The sequence below is a fragment of the Nitratireductor sp. ATLC21 genome, from assembly GCF_057196525.1.
This window is the reverse complement of the sequence record NZ_JBXUOU010000002.1, coordinates 346,106-366,391: the sequence shown is the minus strand read 5'-3', so window position 1 is coordinate 366,391 and position 20,286 is coordinate 346,106. Positions and strand designations below refer to the sequence as shown.

The 20,286-nt window shown below is 60.7% G+C and carries 17 protein-coding genes; 7 read left to right on the top strand and 10 right to left on the bottom strand.

Translation table 11 applies throughout. The features are described from left to right. Positions 1–97: 97 nt before the first annotated feature. The 3 genes from AC2CHD_RS09410 to fmdA form a co-directional block, all read right to left on the bottom strand. Positions 98–403, bottom strand: coding sequence for an FmdB family zinc ribbon protein (locus AC2CHD_RS09410; RefSeq protein ID WP_229450461.1), 306 nt, complete (start codon positions 401–403; stop codon positions 98–100). Positions 404–464: 61 nt separating this feature from the next. Next, positions 465–977, bottom strand: coding sequence for an AmiS/UreI family transporter (locus AC2CHD_RS09405; RefSeq protein WP_484553465.1), 513 nt, complete (start codon positions 975–977; stop codon positions 465–467). Between the two features lie 85 nt (positions 978–1,062). Next, on the bottom strand, positions 1,063–2,289 hold the full coding sequence (fmdA, locus tag AC2CHD_RS09400) for a formamidase (RefSeq protein WP_229450458.1): 1,227 nt from the start codon (positions 2,287–2,289) through the stop codon (positions 1,063–1,065). Positions 2,290–2,668: 379 nt separating this feature from the next. On the opposite strand from fmdA, the gene AC2CHD_RS09395 reads away from it, so the two are divergent. Further along, a complete protein-coding gene (locus tag AC2CHD_RS09395) occupies positions 2,669–3,406 on the top strand; it encodes a response regulator (RefSeq protein WP_229450457.1) in 738 nt (245 codons plus the stop codon). On the opposite strand, the gene AC2CHD_RS09390 is transcribed toward AC2CHD_RS09395, so the two are convergent. After that, positions 3,391–4,590 carry a sensor histidine kinase gene (locus tag AC2CHD_RS09390; protein ID WP_484553464.1) on the bottom strand — a complete coding sequence of 400 codons (1,200 nt, stop codon included), beginning with the start codon at positions 4,588–4,590 and terminating at the stop codon, positions 3,391–3,393. The two genes, AC2CHD_RS09395 and AC2CHD_RS09390, sit on opposite strands and share 16 nt — an antisense overlap. Beyond that, positions 4,587–7,223 carry an ATP-binding protein gene (locus tag AC2CHD_RS09385; protein WP_484553463.1) on the bottom strand — a complete coding sequence of 879 codons (2,637 nt, stop codon included), beginning with the start codon at positions 7,221–7,223 and terminating at the stop codon, positions 4,587–4,589. The genes AC2CHD_RS09390 and AC2CHD_RS09385 overlap by 4 nt, the downstream gene beginning before the upstream one ends. A gap of 271 nt (positions 7,224–7,494) precedes the next feature. On the opposite strand from AC2CHD_RS09385, the gene AC2CHD_RS09380 reads away from it, so the two are divergent. From AC2CHD_RS09380 to AC2CHD_RS09355, 6 genes are read left to right on the top strand one after another with little or no spacing between them, the layout of a single operon-like run. Further along, a complete protein-coding gene (locus AC2CHD_RS09380) occupies positions 7,495–8,982 on the top strand; it encodes a M81 family metallopeptidase (RefSeq protein WP_484553462.1) in 1,488 nt (495 codons plus the stop codon). Continuing rightward, positions 8,979–10,094, top strand: coding sequence for a C4-dicarboxylate TRAP transporter substrate-binding protein (locus AC2CHD_RS09375; protein ID WP_484553461.1), 1,116 nt, complete (start codon positions 8,979–8,981; stop codon positions 10,092–10,094). The genes AC2CHD_RS09380 and AC2CHD_RS09375 overlap by 4 nt, the downstream gene beginning before the upstream one ends. A gap of 60 nt (positions 10,095–10,154) precedes the next feature. Next, complete coding sequence (locus AC2CHD_RS09370) at positions 10,155–10,670, top strand: TRAP transporter small permease subunit (RefSeq protein ID WP_484553460.1); 516 nt, start codon at positions 10,155–10,157, stop codon at positions 10,668–10,670. A 10-nt stretch (positions 10,671–10,680) separates the two neighbouring features. Beyond that, on the top strand, positions 10,681–11,985 hold the full coding sequence (locus tag AC2CHD_RS09365) for a TRAP transporter large permease (protein WP_484553459.1): 1,305 nt from the start codon (positions 10,681–10,683) through the stop codon (positions 11,983–11,985). Positions 11,986–11,998: 13 nt separating this feature from the next. Next, positions 11,999–12,874, top strand: a complete 876-nt coding sequence (locus AC2CHD_RS09360) for a MurR/RpiR family transcriptional regulator (protein WP_484553458.1) — start codon at positions 11,999–12,001, stop codon at positions 12,872–12,874. Between the two features lie 13 nt (positions 12,875–12,887). After that, positions 12,888–14,216 (top strand): aspartate aminotransferase family protein, encoded by a 1,329-nt coding sequence (locus AC2CHD_RS09355; RefSeq protein ID WP_484553457.1) that lies wholly within the window; start codon positions 12,888–12,890, stop codon positions 14,214–14,216. 31 nt (positions 14,217–14,247) lie between these two features. Here AC2CHD_RS09355 and AC2CHD_RS09350 read toward each other — a convergent pair whose 3' ends face one another. From AC2CHD_RS09350 to AC2CHD_RS09330, 5 genes are all read right to left on the bottom strand, one after another. After that, the gene (locus AC2CHD_RS09350; RefSeq protein ID WP_229450444.1) at positions 14,248–16,044 is read right to left on the bottom strand and encodes an ABC transporter ATP-binding protein; all 1,797 of its coding nucleotides are present in this window, start codon (positions 16,042–16,044) and stop codon (positions 14,248–14,250) included. After that, on the bottom strand, positions 16,041–16,943 hold the full coding sequence (locus AC2CHD_RS09345; protein ID WP_229450443.1) for an ABC transporter permease: 903 nt from the start codon (positions 16,941–16,943) through the stop codon (positions 16,041–16,043). Before AC2CHD_RS09345 ends, AC2CHD_RS09350 begins: the two co-directional genes overlap by 4 nt. Next, entirely contained in the window at positions 16,940–17,881 is a 942-nt protein-coding gene (locus AC2CHD_RS09340; RefSeq protein ID WP_229450442.1) for an ABC transporter permease, read from the bottom strand. The genes AC2CHD_RS09345 and AC2CHD_RS09340 overlap by 4 nt, the downstream gene beginning before the upstream one ends. Before the next feature lie 106 nt (positions 17,882–17,987). Then, positions 17,988–19,529, bottom strand: a complete 1,542-nt coding sequence (locus tag AC2CHD_RS09335) for an ABC transporter substrate-binding protein (RefSeq protein WP_484553456.1) — start codon at positions 19,527–19,529, stop codon at positions 17,988–17,990. Between the two features lie 42 nt (positions 19,530–19,571). After that, entirely contained in the window at positions 19,572–20,285 is a 714-nt protein-coding gene (locus tag AC2CHD_RS09330; RefSeq protein ID WP_484553455.1) for an SDR family NAD(P)-dependent oxidoreductase, read from the bottom strand. Position 20,286: the final 1 nt, after the last annotated feature.

Genomic DNA, 20,286 nt, shown 5'->3' with positions numbered 1-20,286 from the left:
ATAAATCGCTTAGCCCCAACCGCTCTCATCACGGCAGTTTTGGCCTTTTGAGAACAATTGGGGCTGGTTGTGGCAGGTCTTCAGACCGATCCCGGCCTCAGCAATGGCCGATCATCCATTTCTTGCGTGGCGAGGGTGGGCCTTTCTTGCCGACCTTGCAGAGCGCGCAGCCGCACCCGGCCAGATGCTCCTTCTTGACCACTCGCGGCTCGCTACCGCTTTTTTCCGAGCGGGCAAGCGCGCGCCGGAGTGTGCCGTTCATGAGGCTGAGGCTCGGCGCGGCCACATCGCGGTTGCTCGGTGTCTGGCAGCTTGGGCAGGCGCATGCATTGCCCGCCTCCGCCATGGAGGTCCACTCGTCGAAAGGTCCGCAATCTTCGCAAACGTAATTGTAAAGCGGCATGTTGGTCTCCGAAAATTCTGTCTCGCATGGTGCGGCGACCAGACGCCGCCGCACGAAAAATTCAGAGCATTCCCTGAAGCAGCAGGAAGCCCGGCAGCCAGCCGGTGACTATGCCGGTGAGGAGCGTGACGACCGCGGTGGCCTGCAGGATCGGACGCTTCAAGGCAAGCAGCAGGAAATACATGAACCAGAGCACCGCCCAGATGGCCCAGTTGAGCCCGAGCCAGGTGTCGGTGAAGCTCTGCGCGCCGGCCAATCCTTCAATCGCGATGGGCACGACGGTGATTGCCACGAACAGGCTGAACCAGCCGAGCCCGCGGCCATCCACCGCGACCACACGGTTGTAGGCGACCCAGAGATAGGTGGTGGTGAACAGCAGTGTCAGCGCCGCCGACTTGACCGACGCAGCATCCGCCGCAGTCCCGAACGCCGACGCCAGTGCAACACAAAGCGTGACGAAGCCGGACACGACATTGATGACGACAACCTCCTTGTCGTCGATCTTTCCCATCAGCCACAGCCCGTTGAGAAACAGGACGGCGCCGACGTATAGCAAGGCAAAACCGAGCAGCATGGCAGCTCTTCCTCCCGAAAGGCGGGTTCAGCCGGGTCCCACCCCGGCTGTCCCGTTCGTTTCATTGAATATCCTGTGGCAAGCCTCAGGTGGTTCGCGCGACGTCCACGCCGGAGACCTGTTTGGTCGGCCCGGTCGAGTTCGGATTGATATCGAAATCGAAAATCGCTGTCGGAATGGCCAGCGTTGCGCACACGTTCGGTATGTCCACGATGCCGGCTATTCGCCCCTCCACCGGCGCGGTGCCGAGGATGCTGTAGGCCTGCTCGCCCGTGTAACCGAACTTCTTCAGATACTCGATCGCGTTGAGGCAGGCCCGGCGATAGGCCACATGCGCGTCCAGATAATACTGTTCGCCCGTGTGCTCATCGACCGAGATGCCCTCGAAGATCAGGTAATCGTCGAAATGCGGATCGATCGGGCTCGGCTTGAAGATCGGGTTGGTGACGCCGTATTTGGCCATGCCGCCCTTGATGACATCGACGCTCAGATCGATCCAGCCGGCCATTTCGATGGCGCCGCAGAAGGTGATTTCGCCATCGCCCTGCGAGAAGTGGATGTCGCCCATGGAGAGACCGCCACCCTTCACGTAGACAGGGAAATAAACCTTGGAGCCACGCGACAGGTTCTTGATGTCGCAGTTGCCGCCATGTTCGCGCGGCGGCACGGTGCGCCACGCTTCGGCAGCCGCCTTGCGCGCTGCATCACCCGACATCTGGCCCATGAGCGCCGTGTCGGAATAAGGCAGTGCGGCCAGCGGCGGGACGCGGTTCGGATCGGTAGAAACGAGCTCCTCCTCACGGCGGTTCGCTTCGGCAAGAAGCGCATGATCGGGCAGACAGCCGATCAGCCCCGGGTGAATGATGCCCGGATACCGCACGCCCGGAATGTGGCGCGAGGTCGTGTAGATCCCCTGGAAATCCCAGCATGACTTGGTTGCGTTCGGATAATGCTCCGTCAGGAAGCCGCCGCCATTCTCCTTGGCGAACAGGCCGTTGAAGCCCCATTCGGAGTTTGGCAAAGCGCCGATATCGAGAATGTCGACAACAAGCAGATCTCCTGGCTCTGCTCCCTCGAAACCGAACGGACCGCTCAGATAGTGAACGCGGGTCAAATCAACATCACGCACGTCGTTGGCGCTGTCATTGTTGCCGATCTGACCACCGGTCCAGTCATAGCACTCGACACGGAACACTTCACCGCGCTTGAAAGTCTCAACCATCGGAATGTCGGGATGCCAGCGATTGTGCGTCTTGATCGCCTGATCCTCTGGTGCCTTGTTGAGATCGACAGAAAACACTGTTTTAGGCATTGGGTCTCCTCCTCTTGAACGGCCAGTCGGAGGTTTCCATTTTGAGCCCCCCGTCATTTTTGCGCCCGGCAACAAGATGCAGCCGGACGAAACCGTGCCGGAGAAGATTAGGTTCGGACTGTAACCCGATTGGCTCTGGAGGACGCCCGATTTGTAATTTTTTGTAACCGTTCCCGAAGGCCGTGCAGAAGCTTCCTGACGCTCTACAGTTCGAAATAAGGAATTATTTTCAGCAGGTTGCTTGAAGCTTCAGCCTGGATGACCCTCACGGCGGATGAGGGCTTTTCGCGAGCAGGAAGACCATGGCTCAATTTTTATGACCGATCGGCGTTCGTTCCCATCTCGACCTGCGCAACCGTTTGCGACTATCGTATAAGCCATGGGGATCTCGGACGAAAAGCATCGCGTTCTTGTGGTCGATGATGATCAGCGTCTTCGTCGCTTTCTTCAGCGCTTCCTCGCTAGCGAAGGCTATGCCGTCACAAGCGCCGAGGATGGCCGCGCCATGCGGCGGGCCATGGCGGACGAGGATTTCGATCTGGTTATTCTCGATCTTACCTTTCCTGCAGGCGAAGACGGTGTTTCGCTGGCGCGCTCACTGCGCGCCCAGCACGACCTGCCGCTGATCATGCTTTCCGGCAAAAACAGCACGATCGACAAGGTGGTCTGCCTTGAACTGGGCGCGGACGACTACGTGACCAAACCGTTTGAGCCACGTGAACTTCTGGCCCGCATCCGCACTGTCATGCGCCGATTTGCGAGACGCATCAGCGTGCCGGAACCCCAGGAGAAAAGCCGTTCTCCAATCATGTGCTTTGCCGGCTGGCAACTTGACCCCTCGCGCCATCATCTCGCCTCTCCGAGAGGTGACACGGTGCGGCTGACGAGCCAGGAATTCCAGCTTCTGGCCGCACTTGTAGAGCGGCGAGGACGTGTGCTTTCCCGCGAGCAGATCCTCGATATCGTCGCCAATCGCAACTGGAACCCTTACGATCGCAGCATCGATGTGATGATTGGCAAGATCCGGCGGAAATTGCGCGACAATGCCCGTGACACGCAATTCATCAAGACCATTCGCGGGGTCGGCTACATGTTTGCGCCTCAGTCTGAGGAATAGTGCGCCGGCAAATAGAGATTAACGCTGGTACCCTTGCCCGGCGTGCTGAGAATGCCGAGGCGGCCACCGGCCTGGCGCACGAAACCATCCACCATCGACAAGCCGAGACCACTGCCCTGCCCTGGCGGCTTGGTGGTGAACATGGGCTGGAGCGCGCGGCGGCGCACCGCCACCGGCATGCCATGGCCTGTGTCGCGCACCGACAGCAGCACATAGCGGCCCGGCAAAAGCCCAGAAGCAACCCGCGCGTCCTCCGGACGGACGATTACGTTCGACGCTTCAAAATACAGGCTTCCGCCGCCCGGCATCGCATCGCGCGCATTCAGCGCGAGGTTGAGCAGGCTGGGCTCCAGCTGACCGGCGGGAATGAGCACGCTGTTCAATCCATCGGCTACCTCAAGCGAGATCGTGATCGTCTCTCCAAGCGTGCGCGCAAGCATACGCATCAACGGGGGCAAGGCCTCGCCAAGCTGCACCACTGCAACATCCTTCGCGTTCTGACGCCCGAACTGGAGAAGCCGATCGGTCAGCTCTGAACCCGATTGCGTGGCGTCCAGCGCATCCGCCACGATCTCCGCCAGTTCCGGCTGATCGCCCAGCCGCTCCTCCAGCCAGCGCAGATTGCTCAGAAGCACGGCGAGAATGTTGTTGAAGTCGTGCGCTATGCCGCTGGTGAGCTGACCCATGGCCTCCATGCGCTGTTTTTGCCCCAGCCGCTCGGCAGCGAGCCGCTTTTCTTCCAGAAGTCGGATGCGTTCAAAGCAGCGGGCGAGCGTTGCCAGCAGGTCTTCGCTGTGAAACGGCTTGCAAAGGTAATCATATGCTCCGGCCTGCAATGCCTCCACGGCCGTATCGATGGACGCATAGGCGGTGACCATTACGCAAACAAGGTCAGGATCACGTTGACGAATCTGGCGCACGAGATCGACACCATTGCCCGTGCCCAGCCGCACATCGACCAGGGCCACCGCGATCCGCGCCTCCTCAAGAACGGCAAGCGCGCCCTCAGGGTCGTGCGCGACTGCGACCCTGAACCCCTCGATCTTCAAAAGGCCGGAAAGGCTTGCGGCAAAATCCTCGTCATCGTCGACGATGAGAACACCGTGTTCTTCCGCCGGCGTGGTCTCACGCAGCGGGTGTTCTCCAATGACCTCTGCGGGAAGGTCGATCTCGCGATCGCTCATGGCGCATGCTCTCCCGCGCATGGCAGAACGAGCGACACGGTGGTGCCGACACCCTTCTGACTCTCAATGAGCACGTCGCCGCCATGCTGCTCCACGATACGCTTGACGAGTGGCATGCCGAGCCCAACGCCAAACGCCTTGGTGCTGAAGAGTGGCTCGAACACGCGCTCTGCCACATCCTGAGACATGCCGCCGCCATTGTCGGAGACCGACAGGTAGATCCGGTCATGCAGGCGTTGTGTGGAAATGATGATCTGACCGCTCTGCTTCCCGCGCTCCTCGCAGGCCTGCGCTGCATTCTGCAGAACATTGGAGAAGGCCTGACGCAGGCGCTCGGCATCGGCAAGCACATCGCAACCGGCATCGAGCTTGAGCGTAATGAGATGCGCGATCTCGTGATCCTCTTCGTTTAACTGCTGCTTGACCCAACGGTCGATGGCCACGGGCGACATGACGGGCGCGTGCTTGCGCGAGAAATCCAGAAGATCCTCGATGATGCGCACGCAGCGCCAGGCATTGCGCTGCAAGCGCTGCAATTCGCCGGTGACGGGTTCATCCGCGTTCTTGAGTGAGCGCCGCAGAATGTCGGTGGAGGTGACCATTGTGCCCAGCGGATTGCGCAGCTCATGGCTGACCGTGGCGGTGATCTGACCGATTGCCGCCAGACGCTCGTTTGAGGCGAGTTCCTGCTGCGCCTGGCGAAGCTTTTCAAGCGAGGTGACCAGATCGCGCTCGGCCAGTTCCCGGCTTTCATGCGAAAGAACGATCCACCATGCGCCAATGGCAAGCAGCGGAAGAAGCGCCAGGAACACCCGCAGCAAAAGCGCACCGCTTTCCACATGGGGCTGAAGCGCGGTGGGCTCTATCAGCCGGTAGGTGAGAAGGAATACCGCGGCTGTCATCACGGCGAGCGAGAAAAGGACGCCGCTCACCTTGAGCAGCCGCTGCGTCATGCGTGGCGCGATCTTGCTGCGAAGGGCGCGTCCGAAATACCGTGAACGCGAGGTCTCCAGAACCGTGCCCGACGATTTACAGACATCGTGGCAATGGGAATCCAGACTGCAGCAAAGCGAGCAGATCGGGCGCTGATAAAAGGTGCAATGCACCATGTCCGGTCGCTCGTACTCCAGCTCGCAGATTTCGCACCGCACCACCGGTTTTTCGGGCTCGGCGAGCGGAGCACGCGGGCGGGCGAGATAATAGCGGCCGCGTGTGACCACGCCTATCAGAACGGCGCCTGAAAGCGCGGTGAAGAAGGCGATGGGAGCGGCATAGGCTTCGGCCAGATCGCCAAATCCACCCATGAAACAGATGAGCGCGAAGAGGGAAGCAAACGCCATCGACCCGCAACCCACCGGATTGAAATCGTAGAGATAGGCGCGCTTGAACTCGGTGAAAGGCGGGCTGATGCCCATCGGCTTCAAGATGGCGAGATCGGCAAAGATGGAGCCGATCCACGCGGCGGCGATGACCGAATAGACCGCCAGCACCAGCTCCAGTGTCTGAAAGATGCCGAGCAGCATCAAAAGCAGAGAGATCAGGATGTTGAAGATCAGCCAGACCACGCGGCCAGGGTGATAATGTGTGACGCGCGAGAAGAAATTGGACCAGGCGAGCGAGCCGGCATAAGCGTTCGTCACGTTGATCTTGACCTGAGAGATGAGGACGAAGATCGCCGCCAGCGCCAGCACGGTGCGGGGGTCGTCACTCACATATTCATAGGCCTTGATATACATGTGGATCGGCTCGAGCGCCGTCGATGGCGACAGGCCGGCAGACACCGCGAGCACGGCCAGAAGGCTGCCGCAGAGAATCTTGAAACCGCCGACCACGATCCAGCCGGGACCGGCGGAGATGACCGCCGCCCACCAGCGCCAACGGTTTTCGCGCGTCTTGTCGGGCAGGAAGCGCAGATAATCCACCTGCTCGCCGATCTGTATCGAAAGCGCGCACAGGACACCGATGGCCGAGCCGAAGGCGAGCACATCGAAGCCGCCATCCGGCGTTTCGCTGCCGGCAAACGCCATCCACTGATCGAGCGTTTCGGGATGGCCGACCGCGATGTAGATGAAGGGCGCAAGCAGCATGGCGATCCAGATGGGCTGGGTGACCATCTGCAACTTGCTGATCATCGTCACGCCCATGAAGGTGATGGGAATGATGACGAGCGACGAGATGATGTAGCCCAGCACCAGCGGCACATCCGCAAAGAGCTTCAGCGCCTGCGCCATGATCGCGCCCTCGAGCGCGAAAAAGATGAAGGTGAAGGTCGCATAGATCAGCGACGTGATGGTGGAGCCGATATAGCCGAATCCCGCCCCGCGGGTGAGCAGATCCATATCGATGTTGTAACGGCTCGAATAATAGGCGATGGGCAGGTTCGTGACGAAGACAAACAGGCAGGTGATGAGCACGGCGGGAAACGCATTGGCGAAGCCGTAGCTCAGTGTGATCGCTCCGCCGATGGCCTCCAGCGCCAGAAACGAGATGCCGCCCAGCGCAGTGTTGGCGATGACGAATGGAGACCAGCGCCGGAAGGACCGCGCGGCGTAGCGCAGCGAATAATCCTCCAGCGTCTCATTGGCGATCCATGAATGATAGGACCGTAAGGCAGGCGATTGCGGTGTCTCCACTAATCCGCACTCCGCCCCGAACACTGCCCTCCAGGCAGGGTTTGTGCTTTTCGCATCTTGTTTTTGCTCTCCCATTCTCCCCTTCAGTGATGATCACACAAAGCCGGCGTCGAAACCAGTGCGCGTTCTTTTCATGCCCCCCTGCCGCTCGACCAGGACCGACGACCGCACAGCTTCTACGGGTCGGCCAAGTGTGTGAGCGCTGTTGACAAAACAAAACAATTATTTTTTAAGATGCGGAACATTTGTTTTATATTTCGTCGGATAATGTATGCGTATCGGCATCGCCCGCCTTTGGCACGAAGCAAACTCCTTTTCGGTCTGCCAGACACGACTGGAGCATTTTGAGGCACGGGAATGGTTCCGCGGAGAGAGCTGCATCGCGCATTATCGCGGCACGGCAACGGAACCTGGCGGAGCAATTGCCTGGGCGGAGCTGCGCGACGATGTGGAGCTGGTTTTCTCGCGCTGTGCTTCGGCCGCTCCGGCAGGCCCCGTGGAACAGGAACTTCTCGACCAGCTGACGGCCGAGATCGCCGAAGACCCGGCACTGGAAGGCATCGACGGTCTGTACCTGTCGCTTCACGGCGCCTGTATCGGCACGGTTGATCCGGATCCCGAAACGACGCTTGTTGGGGCCCTTCGCCGCCGCTTCCCGGATTTGCCGATTGCCGCCTCCTTCGACATGCATGCCTGCATCGCGCCGGAGCTTGCCGGCATGCTCAATGCCGCTACCGTTTACCGGACCTATCCTCACATTGACATGGCTGAGGCCGCGCGCGACGCGCTGGACGTGCTTGCGCATATCATCAGGGACGGGGTGAAGAGCCATGTGCTCTTGAAGACGATCGACAGGATCCTGCCGAGCTTCAACATGCGCACCGATGGTCCCGGCCCCATGCTCGATATCGAAAACGAAGCGCGGGCGGCGGGCATCAAGATCGGCGGCAAGTCTCTCTTTCCAGTCGCCTACCCCTTTGCCAGTTTCGCATACGCTGACGTTCCGCAGGCCAATGCCGGCGTTCTGGTGACCTGCGAGGACAAATATCAGGGACAGGCTCTGGCGGATCATGTTGCCGGCTATATGCGAGGCACGCAGGCTCGCTTTCAGCCTGACCTTCCCTCGGCTGAAGCGGTGCTGTCAGGCCGTCCGTGGGCCGATGGGAATCGCGTCGCGATCCTGGAACCTGCCGACAATCCCCTTTCCGGAGGCATTGGCGACACGCCGGGTCTCTTCCGCGCCGCGATGAATACGGAATTGCCGGATGGCAGCGTGTTTGCCTTTTTCGCCGCACCGGAGATCGTGGCGGAAGCCCATCGTGCGGGCATTGGTGCAGAGCTCGACATCAGCCTCGGCGCAAGGCTCGACGTCCGTTTCGGAGAGCCGGTCGCCTGCCGGGCTGAAGTCCTGCGCATCACCGATGGCCGTTTCCAGAACGAGGACGCGATGGAGCGGGGCATGAAGGTCGACCTCGGTCCGACAGCTCTGCTGCGCATCGGAAACCTTCGGGTCATCGTGACCACGGGCTGCCAGTCTCCCAATGACAGTGCCTATTTCCGCCTGCACGGCATTGAGATCGACCAGGTGCCCGTGCTGCTCGCCAAGGCGAAAAACCATTTCCGGGCTGCATTCGGCAACCGGTTCGACGTCATCCAGTCCTGCGACACGCTGGGGCCAGCCATGGCTGACGTTTCAAAACTGCCCTTCCGAAATGTGCCTCGGGAGCGCTTCAACCTGAAAGAACAGAGGGTAACATGAAGAAAACCATCACCGCCGCCATTCTCGCTCTGGCCGCCAGCACGGCCAGCGCCGCTGCGATCGAACTCACCGTCAGCTCCTGGGTCGCTCCTTCGCACCCGACGATTTTCGCTGGCTATGAAACATATTTCCCGGCGGTGGCCGAAGCATCCAATGGCGAAGTGACCTTCAACCTCGTCTCAGGCGGCGCACTTCTGGGCGGCAAGGAGACCCTGACCGGTCTGGGCGATGGGGTGGCCGACGCCTCCGTTCTCGCGCTCACCTACAACCCGGCACAGCTGCCCACCAGCCAGCTTGTGGCAGAGCTTGCCATGTTGAGCGGCAACTCCCTTGCCGTCGCGGCCGCCGTTACCGAATTCACTCTGTTGAACTGCACGCCCTGCATCGCAGAATTTTCAAAGCAGAACGTGGTCTATACCGGCAGCTATGCCACCGCACCCTATGCGCTGATCAGCAAGAGCGAGATCGGCAAGACGGCGGACATCGCCGGCAAGCGTGTTCGTTCGCCCGGTGGCGCGTGGGATCGCTGGATCGGTGAGGCCGGCGCGACGGTCGTCCACACCTCCAGCTCGGAAATGTATGAAGCGCTCGACAAGGGTGTCATCGATGTTGCCATGCAGCCCGCCGCTTCGCTGAAAACACACTCGCTCTGGGATGTTGCCGACACGATCACGCTCGGCAGCTTCGGCGTCTACAATTCCGGACCGCTGCTCGCCTTCAACAAGGACAGCTGGGCGGAGCTCACCCCCGAGAACCGTCGCGTCATGCTCGACAAGATGGCAGAGGCCATCGTTGCGACGACCAATGCCTATGTCGCGCAGAACGAGGAGGCGAAAGCCGAAGCGGCCGATCACGGCATGAAGGTTCTGGACAAGCCGGAAGCGCTTGAAGCCGAAATCGCCAGCTTCAACAGCCAGGACGTTTCCGCGATTGTGGCGAAGGCGAAGGACGTCTATGGCGTCGACGACGCGCAATCGCTGATCGAGAGCTATCAGGCGGCTTTGGCCAAGTGGGAAGAGATCACCGCATCCGGCCTTTCCGACGAGGCCCTCGCAGAGCGCATGAAGACAGAGATCTTCGACAAGCTTTCTGAAACCGAATATGGCCTTTGAGCCTGTCACGGCGGCGCCCTTGGGGGTGCCGCCCACGCTTTTGATCAGCCGGGATCCACCATGCAAACCATCGATGTCTTTCTGGGCCGGATTGGCCGCCTGCTGGCGTTTCTGGCCAGCCTGTGTCTCGTCGTCATGATGTTCCAGATCTGTCTGGATGTCGGCGGCCGCTACCTCTTTGGCAAGCCGATGCCCTCCACACTGGAGATCGTGTCGGACTGGTGGATGCCGGCTCTCATCTTTCTTCCGTTGCTCAATGTCGAATGGCGCAACGAGAACATTGCCGTCGATCTGTTCTATCAGGGGCTGGGACCAAGGGCGCAGGCGGTGCTCGATGCGTTTGCGCTGATCTGCTTCGGCGCATTTCTGGCACTGATCGCCTATGCGGGGTTTGAACAGGCCCTGCGCGCCTATCGTCAGGGCGAGTTCATTGTCGGCATGATCCCCGTCATCACATGGCCGCCGCGCTTTTTCCTGCCGGTGGCGGGTTTCCTGACGGCACTTCTCTGCCTTGTCCGAGCTGCTGGCGCGATTTCGCGCGCCGCTTCATCCCAGACACAAAACAGCGACCAGTAAGGGCCTTACCGTGGATAGCATCACCCTTGTCTACTGGGCGCTTGGTGCGCTCATGATCCTCCTTGCGCTGCGCGTTCCCGTTGCAGCGGCGCTCGGCCTCGTCGCAATCGCCGGCATGTATCTCCTTGTGGGAGAACGGGCGACATGGGGCGTCATGCGCTCGGTTCCCCATGCCTTCGCCGCCCATTGGAGCCTGAGCGCCATCCCCATGTTCCTGTTCATGGGCTATGTGTGTTTTTCGGCCGGTCTGACAGACGGGCTTTTCCGTGTCGCCCGCGCCTGGCTGAATTTTCTGCCCGGCGGGCTCGCCATCTCCTCGGTGGGTGGGGCCGCGCTCTTTTCCTCCGTCACCGGCTCGTCCGTCGCCTGTGCAGCCGCGATGGGCAAGATTGCCGTGCCGGCCATGCTTGACCGTGGCTACGACGCCAAGCTTGCCGTTGGCACGATTGCCGCCGCCGGCACGATGGGCTCACTCATCCCGCCGAGCACCATTCTGCTTCTCTATGCCGTTTTTGCCGAGGTTCCCGTCAGCGAGCTTTTCATCGGGGCCGTTATTCCGGGCCTTCTGACCGCGCTCATGTATGGCCTGATGATCCTGCTTCGCGTCAAGCACAACCCGGCGCTTGCGCCGCGTGAGACGAGCGTCGACTGGCGCGAGCGGTTTCTTGCTCTGGGCGAGACATGGCCGCTCTTCCTGCTCGTCATCACCGTGTTCGGCGGCATCTTTGCCGGGCTTTTCTCCGCAACCGAAGCCGGCGCCATCGGTGCCCTTGCCTCCATCGCCATCGGCTTTGCCAAGCGCACACTGAGTTGGGAAGCGCTGAAGGCGGCTGCGTTCGAGACCATCCGCTCCACCTCCGCAATCTTCCTCATCGCTGTGGCCGCAGCGCTTCTGACCCGGCTTTTCGCCTTTGCGGGCTTCCCTGACTACGTGCAGGGGCTTATCGGAGAGGACATGTCGCCGCTTCTGATCATCATCGCGGTGTCGCTGATCTATCTGGTGCTCGGCATGTTCCTCGATCCCATCGGGGTGATGCTGCTCACCCTTCCGGTTCTCCTGCCGATCTTCGAGACCGCGGATATCAGCCTGATCTATGCCGGTGTCATGATCACCAAATATCTGGAAATCGGGCTCATCACACCGCCAGTGGGTCTCAATGTCTTCGTCATCAAGAATGTCGTCGCCGATAAAGTGTCCATCAGCGATGTCTTCCGCGGCGTGGGATGGTTCCTGCTTGCCGATGTGGTGACCGTCGCCATACTCATCGCATTTCCGGCAACCGTCCTGTGGTTGCCCAGCCTGATAAGCGGGTAAAAGGATGGCAGAGATGACAGACCTTGAAGCGCTGACACAGCGCATGATCTCGCAGATTGAAACGCTGCCCCGCCGGCTTGCCGATGGAGCCCGCTACCTGATCGATCACCCGGACGATGTCGTGCTCCTCTCCATGCGCGAGATCGCCAACCGTGCCGGCGTTGCACCGGCCACCCTCGTGCGCCTGGCGCGCACGCTGGATTTCGCCGACTGGTCGCAATTGCGTGCCGTTTATGCCGAAAGTTTCAGGACCGGGCCCGCGCGCTATGCCGACAAGGCCGTGGAAGCGGTGAAGCAGGACAAGGGCAGCGGCCTTCTGGCCGAGACCTTCAAGGCGCAGGAGGCAAGCCTTGCCTACGCGCTGGAGAGCAATTCGATTGCAGATATCGCTTCTGCCGCCAAAACGCTTGCCCATGCCGAGCGGCTATACGTCGCCGCCTTCATGAGTTGCCGGGGGCCGGGGCTTACCTTCACCTATCTGTGCAAGATGCTGCGCCCCAATGTGGAGCTTCTCGGCAGCGAGGGTTCTTCGCTGGTGGCCGACCTTGCCATGCTGACGGAGCGCGATGCGGTTCTGTCCATCAATTTCCAGCCCTATGCGCGCGAGATCGACATGGTGGCTGAAGGCATTCGTTCTTCCGGCGCGAAACTGGTTTCACTGAGCGATAGCCGCGCCACACCATTGCAACCCCATGCATCGACCAGCCTGCTCTTCTCAGCCGAAAGCCCGTCCTTTTTTCCCTCCGTGATTTCGGCTGTCGGCGTTGTCGAAGGGCTTGCCGCTGCCATGCTGACAGAGCTTCAGGACACGGCGATGGAACGCATCGGCACCATCGAAGAACAGCTTTATGCCTCCGGCTCCTACCACGCGCATCGGCGCGCACGATAACAGAGACCTCCGAATGACCCATGTTTTTCACCGCTCCCCTGGCAACCCGCTTCCGGTCGCTATCGGGGGGAGCGGCGCCTACATCACCGACGAAACCGGCAAGCGCTATATCGATGCCTGCGGTGGCGCTGCCGTGTCCTGTATCGGGCATGGCGATGTGCGTGTTCTTGAAGCCATTCAGCAGCAGATGGCGCAGATCAGCTATGCGCATACCAGCTTCTTCACCTCCAGTGCGGCCGAGGCACTCGCCGACCATCTGTGCGCCGCGACGCCGCTTCCCCTCGACAAGGTCTATCTCGTCGGCAGCGGCTCCGAAGCGATCGAAGCGGCGATCAAGATGGCGCGGCAGTATCATGTCGAGCGCGGCGAGCCCTCGCGCAGGCTGGTGATCTCCAGGCACCAGAGCTACCACGGCAACACGCTGGGCGCGCTCTCGGTCGGGGGCAATCCGCCACGGCGAAAACCCTATGCCCCGTTCCTGCTCGAAGAACCCAAGATCGAGCCCTGCTTCGCCTACCGATATGCCCATGCCGGTGAAAGCGCGGATGACTATGCAAACCGTGCCGCCAACCTCCTTGAAGACAAGATAAGGGAACTCGGCCCTGAAAATGTCATCGCCTTTCTGGCGGAAACAGTGGTGGGAGCGACCGCGGGCGCGGTTGCCGCCGAAAAGGGCTACTTTCAGAAAATCCGGGAAATCTGTGATCGCTACGGGGTGCTTCTCATTCTGGATGAGGTGATGTGCGGATCCGGCAGAACCGGCAGCTTTCTCGCCTGCGAGCAGGAAAATGTGGCGCCCGACATCCTGACGCTGGCCAAGGGCCTTGGCGGCGGATACCAGCCCATTGCTGCCGTCATGTGCTCGGGCAACGTCTACGAGACCATTACCAAAGGCAGCGGCAGTTTCGTGCATGGGCACACCTATTCAGCCCATCCGCTGGCCTGTGCTGCCGCGCTTGCCGTTCAGCAGATCATTCGTGATGATGCTATGCTCGACAATGTGACTGTACGCGGCGCTCAGTTGCGCGACCGACTGCTCGCCCGGTTCGGCAATCACCCGCATGTCGGGGATGTTCGGGGGCGCGGCCTGCTTCAGGCCATCGAACTGGTCGAGCATCGCGATATCAAGGTGCCTTTCTCGCCCGGCCGGAAAATCGGCGCTGCGATCAAGAAAAGCGCCCTGGAGACGGGGCTCCTGATCTACCCGGGAAGCGGCACGATCGACGGTATCTCCGGCGATCACATTCTCCTGGCACCACCTTACAATGTCGACGGGGAAACCATTGATCTGATCGTCGAGAAACTGGGCCACGCCGTCGACGCCGCGCTCGGAGGACAGTAGATTCCGAATGATCCGGTAGGGTGATGGCGGACTAATGCTCCATGACAAAGTGATCCGGTCCTACCTCCAGCATTCGGCGCGCGGGCCTCTCCCAGCCAAGCGGACGCACCGGGCTCTTCAACTCCTCGGCGATAAGACCGCGCCGGCGACCGCGCGTCGCCGGATCGGGGACCGGCACCGCATCGATGAGTTTGCGGGTGTAGGGGTGACGTGGATTGGACAGGACCGCGTCGCGTGGCCCGATCTCGACGATCTCTCCGAGGAGCATCACGGCAATGCGATGGCTGACCCTTTCGACGACCGCGATATCATGGCTGATGAACAGATAGGCCAAGCCTAGCTCGCGCTGCAGATCAAGCATGAGATTGACCACCTGCGCCTTGATCGAAGCATCGAGCGCCGAAACCGATTCATCGGCAACGATGAGACTGGGCTCAAGGGCGAGACCTCGGGCAATGCAGACACGCTGGCGTTGACCACCTGAGAACTCGTGCGGGAAACGCAGCGCATGTTCCGGGGTGAGCCCAACCAATTCGAGGAGGCGGGCGACCTTGTCCTGCGCCTCCATGGGATTGCCGAGACCGTGCACCCGGATCGGCTCGGCGATAGCGGATCCCACCGTCTGACGGGGATTGAGCGAACCATAGGGGTCCTGAAAGATCATCTGCATGCGTCGGCGCGCTGCACGCAGGCTCGCCGGGTCGGCATCCATCAGGTTTTCGCCTTCAAACGAAACGCTGCCGGCGACCGGCTCGACCAGCCGCAGGATGGATCGGCCGGTTGTGGATTTTCCGCAGCCGGATTCCCCGACCAGCGCGAGCGTCTCGCCAGCGCGGACCGAGAACGACACATCCTCCACCGCATGGACCTGGCCCTTCACTCCACCAAACAGGCCTCCCCGTACCGCGAAACGTGTCGTCAGCCCCTCGACTTGCAGAATAGGCTTGCCGCGATTGTCCGGTTCACCTTTCGGCTCGGGACCTGGGCCGGAAAGATCCATTGCCGGGAAACGGCGCGGTGTCTGCGTGTTGGCCAGTGTGCCAAGTTTGGGCACTGCGCCCAAAAGCATTCTGGTGTAGCCCTCTTTCGGGGCGTTGAAGAGCTCTGCTGCCGGCGCCTCCTCAACCTTGTCGCCTTTCAACATCACCACGACGCGATCGGCAATTTCGGCAACCACGCCCATATCGTGGGTGATGAACATCACCGACATGCCGATGTCTTTTTGAAGCTCGCGGATGAGCTCGAGAATTTGGGCCTGAATGGTCACGTCGAGCGCCGTTGTCGGCTCGTCGGCAATCAGAAGCTTGGGCTGGCAGGCAAGCGCCATGGCGATCATCACACGCTGGCGCATACCGCCGGAAAAACTGTGCGGGTGTTCGCTCGCGCGGCGCTTGCCATCCGGTATGCGCACAAGCTCGAAGAGGCGTTGGACCTCGGCTTCGGCCGCGGCTGCATCCATGCCGCGGTGGCGGCGCAGTGCTTCCGCCACCTGGAAGCCGACGGTGAGAACCGGGTTCAGGCTCGTCATGGGCTCCTGGAAGATCATGCCGATCTCGCCACCGCGCACATCGCGCATGGCTTCCTCGTCAAGGGTCAAAAGCTCACGGCCATCAAGCTTGATCGAACCCTCTATGCGCCCCATGCCCTGCTGGATGAGCCGCATGATGGAGAGTGCGGTAACCGACTTTCCGGACCCGGATTCGCCGACCACGGCGACCGTCTCGCCGCGACCGATATCGAAGCTGACATTGCGCACCACCGGCAGCCATTTTCCCTCCACGCGAAAGGAAGTGGTGAGCCCGTTGATGGATAGGATGGGCGTGCTCATTCTTCACCCCGCAGTCTTGGATCAATGGCGTCGCGCAATCCATCACCGAGCAGATTGAGTGCGAAAACGACGATGAGGATGGCGATCGATGGAAAGAGGGCCAGCCAGAAACTATCGAGAATGTTCTCGAAGCCCTCCCGGATCATGCCGCCCCAGGTGGCGGTCGGCGGGGCGACACCAAGGCCGATGAAGGCAAGCGAAGCCTCCACGCGAATGGCCGTGGCGAGCCAGAGCGAACCCATGACGAGGATCTCCGGCGCGATGTTGGGCAGGATATGGCCGAACATCAGGCGTGTGTCGGAGTAACCCAGCGCACGTCCGGCTTCTATGAACTCGCGGTTCTTTACGGCGATGGTGGGAGCACGTGCGATGCGGGCAAAGGGCGGGATGGCCGTCAGCGCGATCGCGATCACCAGATTGGCGATGGAAGGCCCAAGCATGGCAACGACAATGAGGCCGAGGATCAACGAGGGGAAGGCCAGCAGCACATCCATGATCTGCATGATGATGATATCGGTGCGCCCGCCATAATAGCCTGCGATCATGCCGATCAATGTTCCAAGAAGCATGGCCGACCCGATGGCAAGCAGACCGATGGCAAGCGAAATGCGCGCGCCCCACAGAATGCGGGAGAGCGTATCGCGGCCATAATAATCCGTGCCGAACCAGTGCTCGGCCGATGGCGGCTTGAGCCGAAACAGGATGTTCTGATCAAGCGGATCATAGGGCGCAATCCAGGGCGCCAGAATGGCCAAGGCGGCGACGATCAGGAAAACACCGAGGCCGACCCAGGACGTCTTGTTGGCATTGAAAGCCTTCAGGAGGCCACTGCCGGTGGCGGCGAGCGCGCTGCGCAGATAGGCAACGCGCGAAAGAGAGGTTGTTGTAGCCTGTGTCATGAGTACTTGATCCTCGGGTCGATCAGACCATAGGTCAGGTCGGTCAACAGGTTCACGAGAACGACGATGAGCGTGTAGATCACCATCATGCCCTGCAGCATGGTGTAGTCACGCTGGTTGAGTGCACCGATGATGAGCTTTCCGAGACCCGGGCGATTGAAGACGATTTCTGTCAGAACCGAATTGCCAATCAAAATCCCGAGATAAAGACCGACCACCGTGACAACCGGGATCATCGCGTTGCGCAGGCAGTGGCGCCAGATGATGGTGGCAAAGGCCAGCCCCTTGGCATAGGCCGTTCGCACATAGTCCTGATTGAGCACCTCCAGCATGGCTGAGCGCGCCACACGGGTGATGTAGGCGGCCATGATGAGGCCGAGATTGATGGCTGGAAGCGCGAGATCGCGCAGGCGCTCGCCCAATGTCGTGCCCTGCCCCGAACTGATCACCGGGAACCACCGGAGCTGGATGGCGAAAACCAGTAGCAGAAGAACCGCCGAAACGAAGGCTGGGAAGGAAAGCCCGAGCAGCGATGCCATACGGGTGATGTAATCCGGAAGCTTGTTGCGCCGGACCGCGGACCAGACACCGAGCGGAACACCGACCACGGCGCCCAGGATGAGCGACACGATCGTCAGCTCAAGGGTCGCAGGGAGGACCTTCAGAATTTCTTGAATGACCGGGCGACCCGAGACCATGGAGACGCCCCAGTCTCCGACGATCACGCCTCCCAGAAACTGGACATATTGCACATAGAGCGGCTGATCGAGGCCGAGCCGGGCACGCAGAGCAACCAGCGCTTCCTGGCTGGCCTGGTCACCAAGGATCGCCATCGCCGGATCGCCCGGAAGAATGCGGACGATGAAAAACACGATGGTCAGAACGGCAAAGAGCGTGATGACCGCGAAGCCAAGCCGTTTGAGGACGAATGCTGTCATGGCACCTTTCGGTGCGCCGAAGCCAAACCGGCGATGCTCCGCCCCCTGCCATGTGGAAACAGGCAAGGGGCGGGCCGGATCATCGGGATCGGCGCGATACCGTTCCCTATTCGGTGAAGTGGGCTGCTTCGGTCACCGGCGGGCTCAGATTGAGCGAGCCGTTGACTTCCACGCCGAGATCAAGCGTGTCTTTCCACGCCCAGAGCTGGAGGCTCTGCACGATCGGAATGGCGCAGACCTCATCCATGATCTTGCGCTGTGCTTCCGCCCACAGTTCAAGCTGCTTCTCCGGATCCGTCGCCACACGGGCACCGGTGATCTCCTCATCCGCCACCGCGCAATGGGAGAAATTGGTCACCGCCGTCGGTGTGCCGACGATGGAATCGGAGTGGAAGAACTGAGTCAGATAGGTGTCAGCAACAGGGAAGCGCGCTGCCGAATAGTGGGTCACCTGGCTCAAATCCTTACGGATCTGCTCGTGGAAGGTCGCGTGCTCGACGGTCTCGATCTCAAGATTGATGTCCGCCTCACGCAGAAGAGCCTGAATGGCTTCCATCGTGGTGATCATCCCTGGAAGCGTTGTGTGGATCGCCTTGATCGTCACGCCATCGGGGTGGCCCGCTTCAGCAAGAAGCGCCTTGGCCTTCTCGATGGAATATTCGTAAGTCGGCACATCATCGGTGAAGCCGAGATAGCCTTCCGGAACAGGCGATACTGCCGCGAGCGTCACGTCCGGTCCCTTGAACTGAACCATCGCATCACGGTTGACCGCATGGGCCACGGCGCGGCGGACACGAACATCGTCAAGCGGCGGCATCGTCATGTTGAGATGGATGACGGACATTTCGCCAGGCTTCATCACCGCCACTTTCGTGCCGGGAATCTTCGAAATGCGCTCGACCCAGGTCTGATCCTGCTTGCCATAGATCATATCGATCTCACCCGACTGGAACGCCAGGTCACGCGAAGCATCCGAGGGGATGTAGCGGTAGTAGATTTCCTTGATCTTGGGTTCGCCGCGGAAATATTCGGGATTGGCCACAAGCTTCACATATTGCTGCGGCTGATATTCATCGAACATGAAGGGCCCGGTGCCGATGGGCGTGCGTTCGAAATCCGCACCCAGTGCCTCCACCGCGTCCTTGCAGACGATGTTGCCACCATGATAGGGCACGAGCATGCCAAGGAGGCTTGGAACCGGGTTCTTGAGTTTGATCGTGACTTCGTAGTCACCCGTTGCCTCGACACTGTCGAACGCCGTGTAGTCCTTGGCGAAGGCCGAGACATCCGCATTTGCCGAGCGATTGAGCGAATAGACCACATCTTCAGCGTCAAGCGCGCCGTAATCTCCGTGGCACTCCACATCCTCGCGCAGCTTGAAGGTCCAGGTCAGTCCGTCCTCCGACGCCGTCCAGCTTTCCGCGATGTCGGGTTCAATATTGGCAGGGCTTGCCTCACCAGGCTTGATCCGCACAAGGCCGTTGAACATCCAGTGCAAAAGGCCCTTGTCGGGTGTGGATGTTGCCACATGCGGGTCGAGCTTGCCCGCATCGGCGCTTCCCATGCCGATGTTCAAGGTCTCGCCTGCGGCAAGCGCGCTGCCTGCCATCAGCAGGCTTATCAATGTCGTTCCGATTGTTCTTTTCATTGGTTCCACCTCTTCGAGTTTCGATCTGTCGTGACGTGCTCCCTAAAGCGTGTCTTCGAGCCGGCAATTCACCAGCATTTCAGCCATCGCCGCCGTGTTCGGCAGGGCGATCGCAGTCGCAGCAAGCTCGGCAAGGTCGCCGGGCTCTATCATCTCCTCGCGCGCCACCTTCGTGACGCCCGCGGTGAGATCGGTTGCAACGAAGCTCGGGCAAAGCGCGGTTGCGCGCACGCCATGCTCCCAGCCGATGCGGCGCGTGCCGTGTGTCAGCGCCATCATGGCATGCTTCGTCATATTGTAGGCGATGTTTTCGTTGCGGACCCGCTTTCCCGAAAGCGAGACCACATTGACGATGCGTCCGTTTCCAGACGCCTTGAGATGCGGAAGGCAGGCACGGGTAAGGAAAAGAGGGCCCTTCACATTGATTGTCCAGAGCGCATCAAGGTCCGCTTCCTCGCCGCTTTCGATGGAAAATGTGTTGGAGGTGCCTGCGTTGTTGACCAGAGCATCGAGGCGACCGAATTTTCCCAGTGTCGCCGCCAGCCAGTCCGCATGTGTCTGCCTGTCGCCGGCTTCATACCGGGCGCAGAGCAGCCGGTCTCCGGCAAGGTGGGTGAAAGCGGCCTCCAGCGACGCCGCATCCCGCGCGCCGGCACTCACTGCGTATCCCTTTGCGTGCAGTGTTTCCACCAGCGCCCTGCCAATCCCCCTGCTGGTACCGGAAACCATCACCACACGGCCTGCTGGATCAAGCACT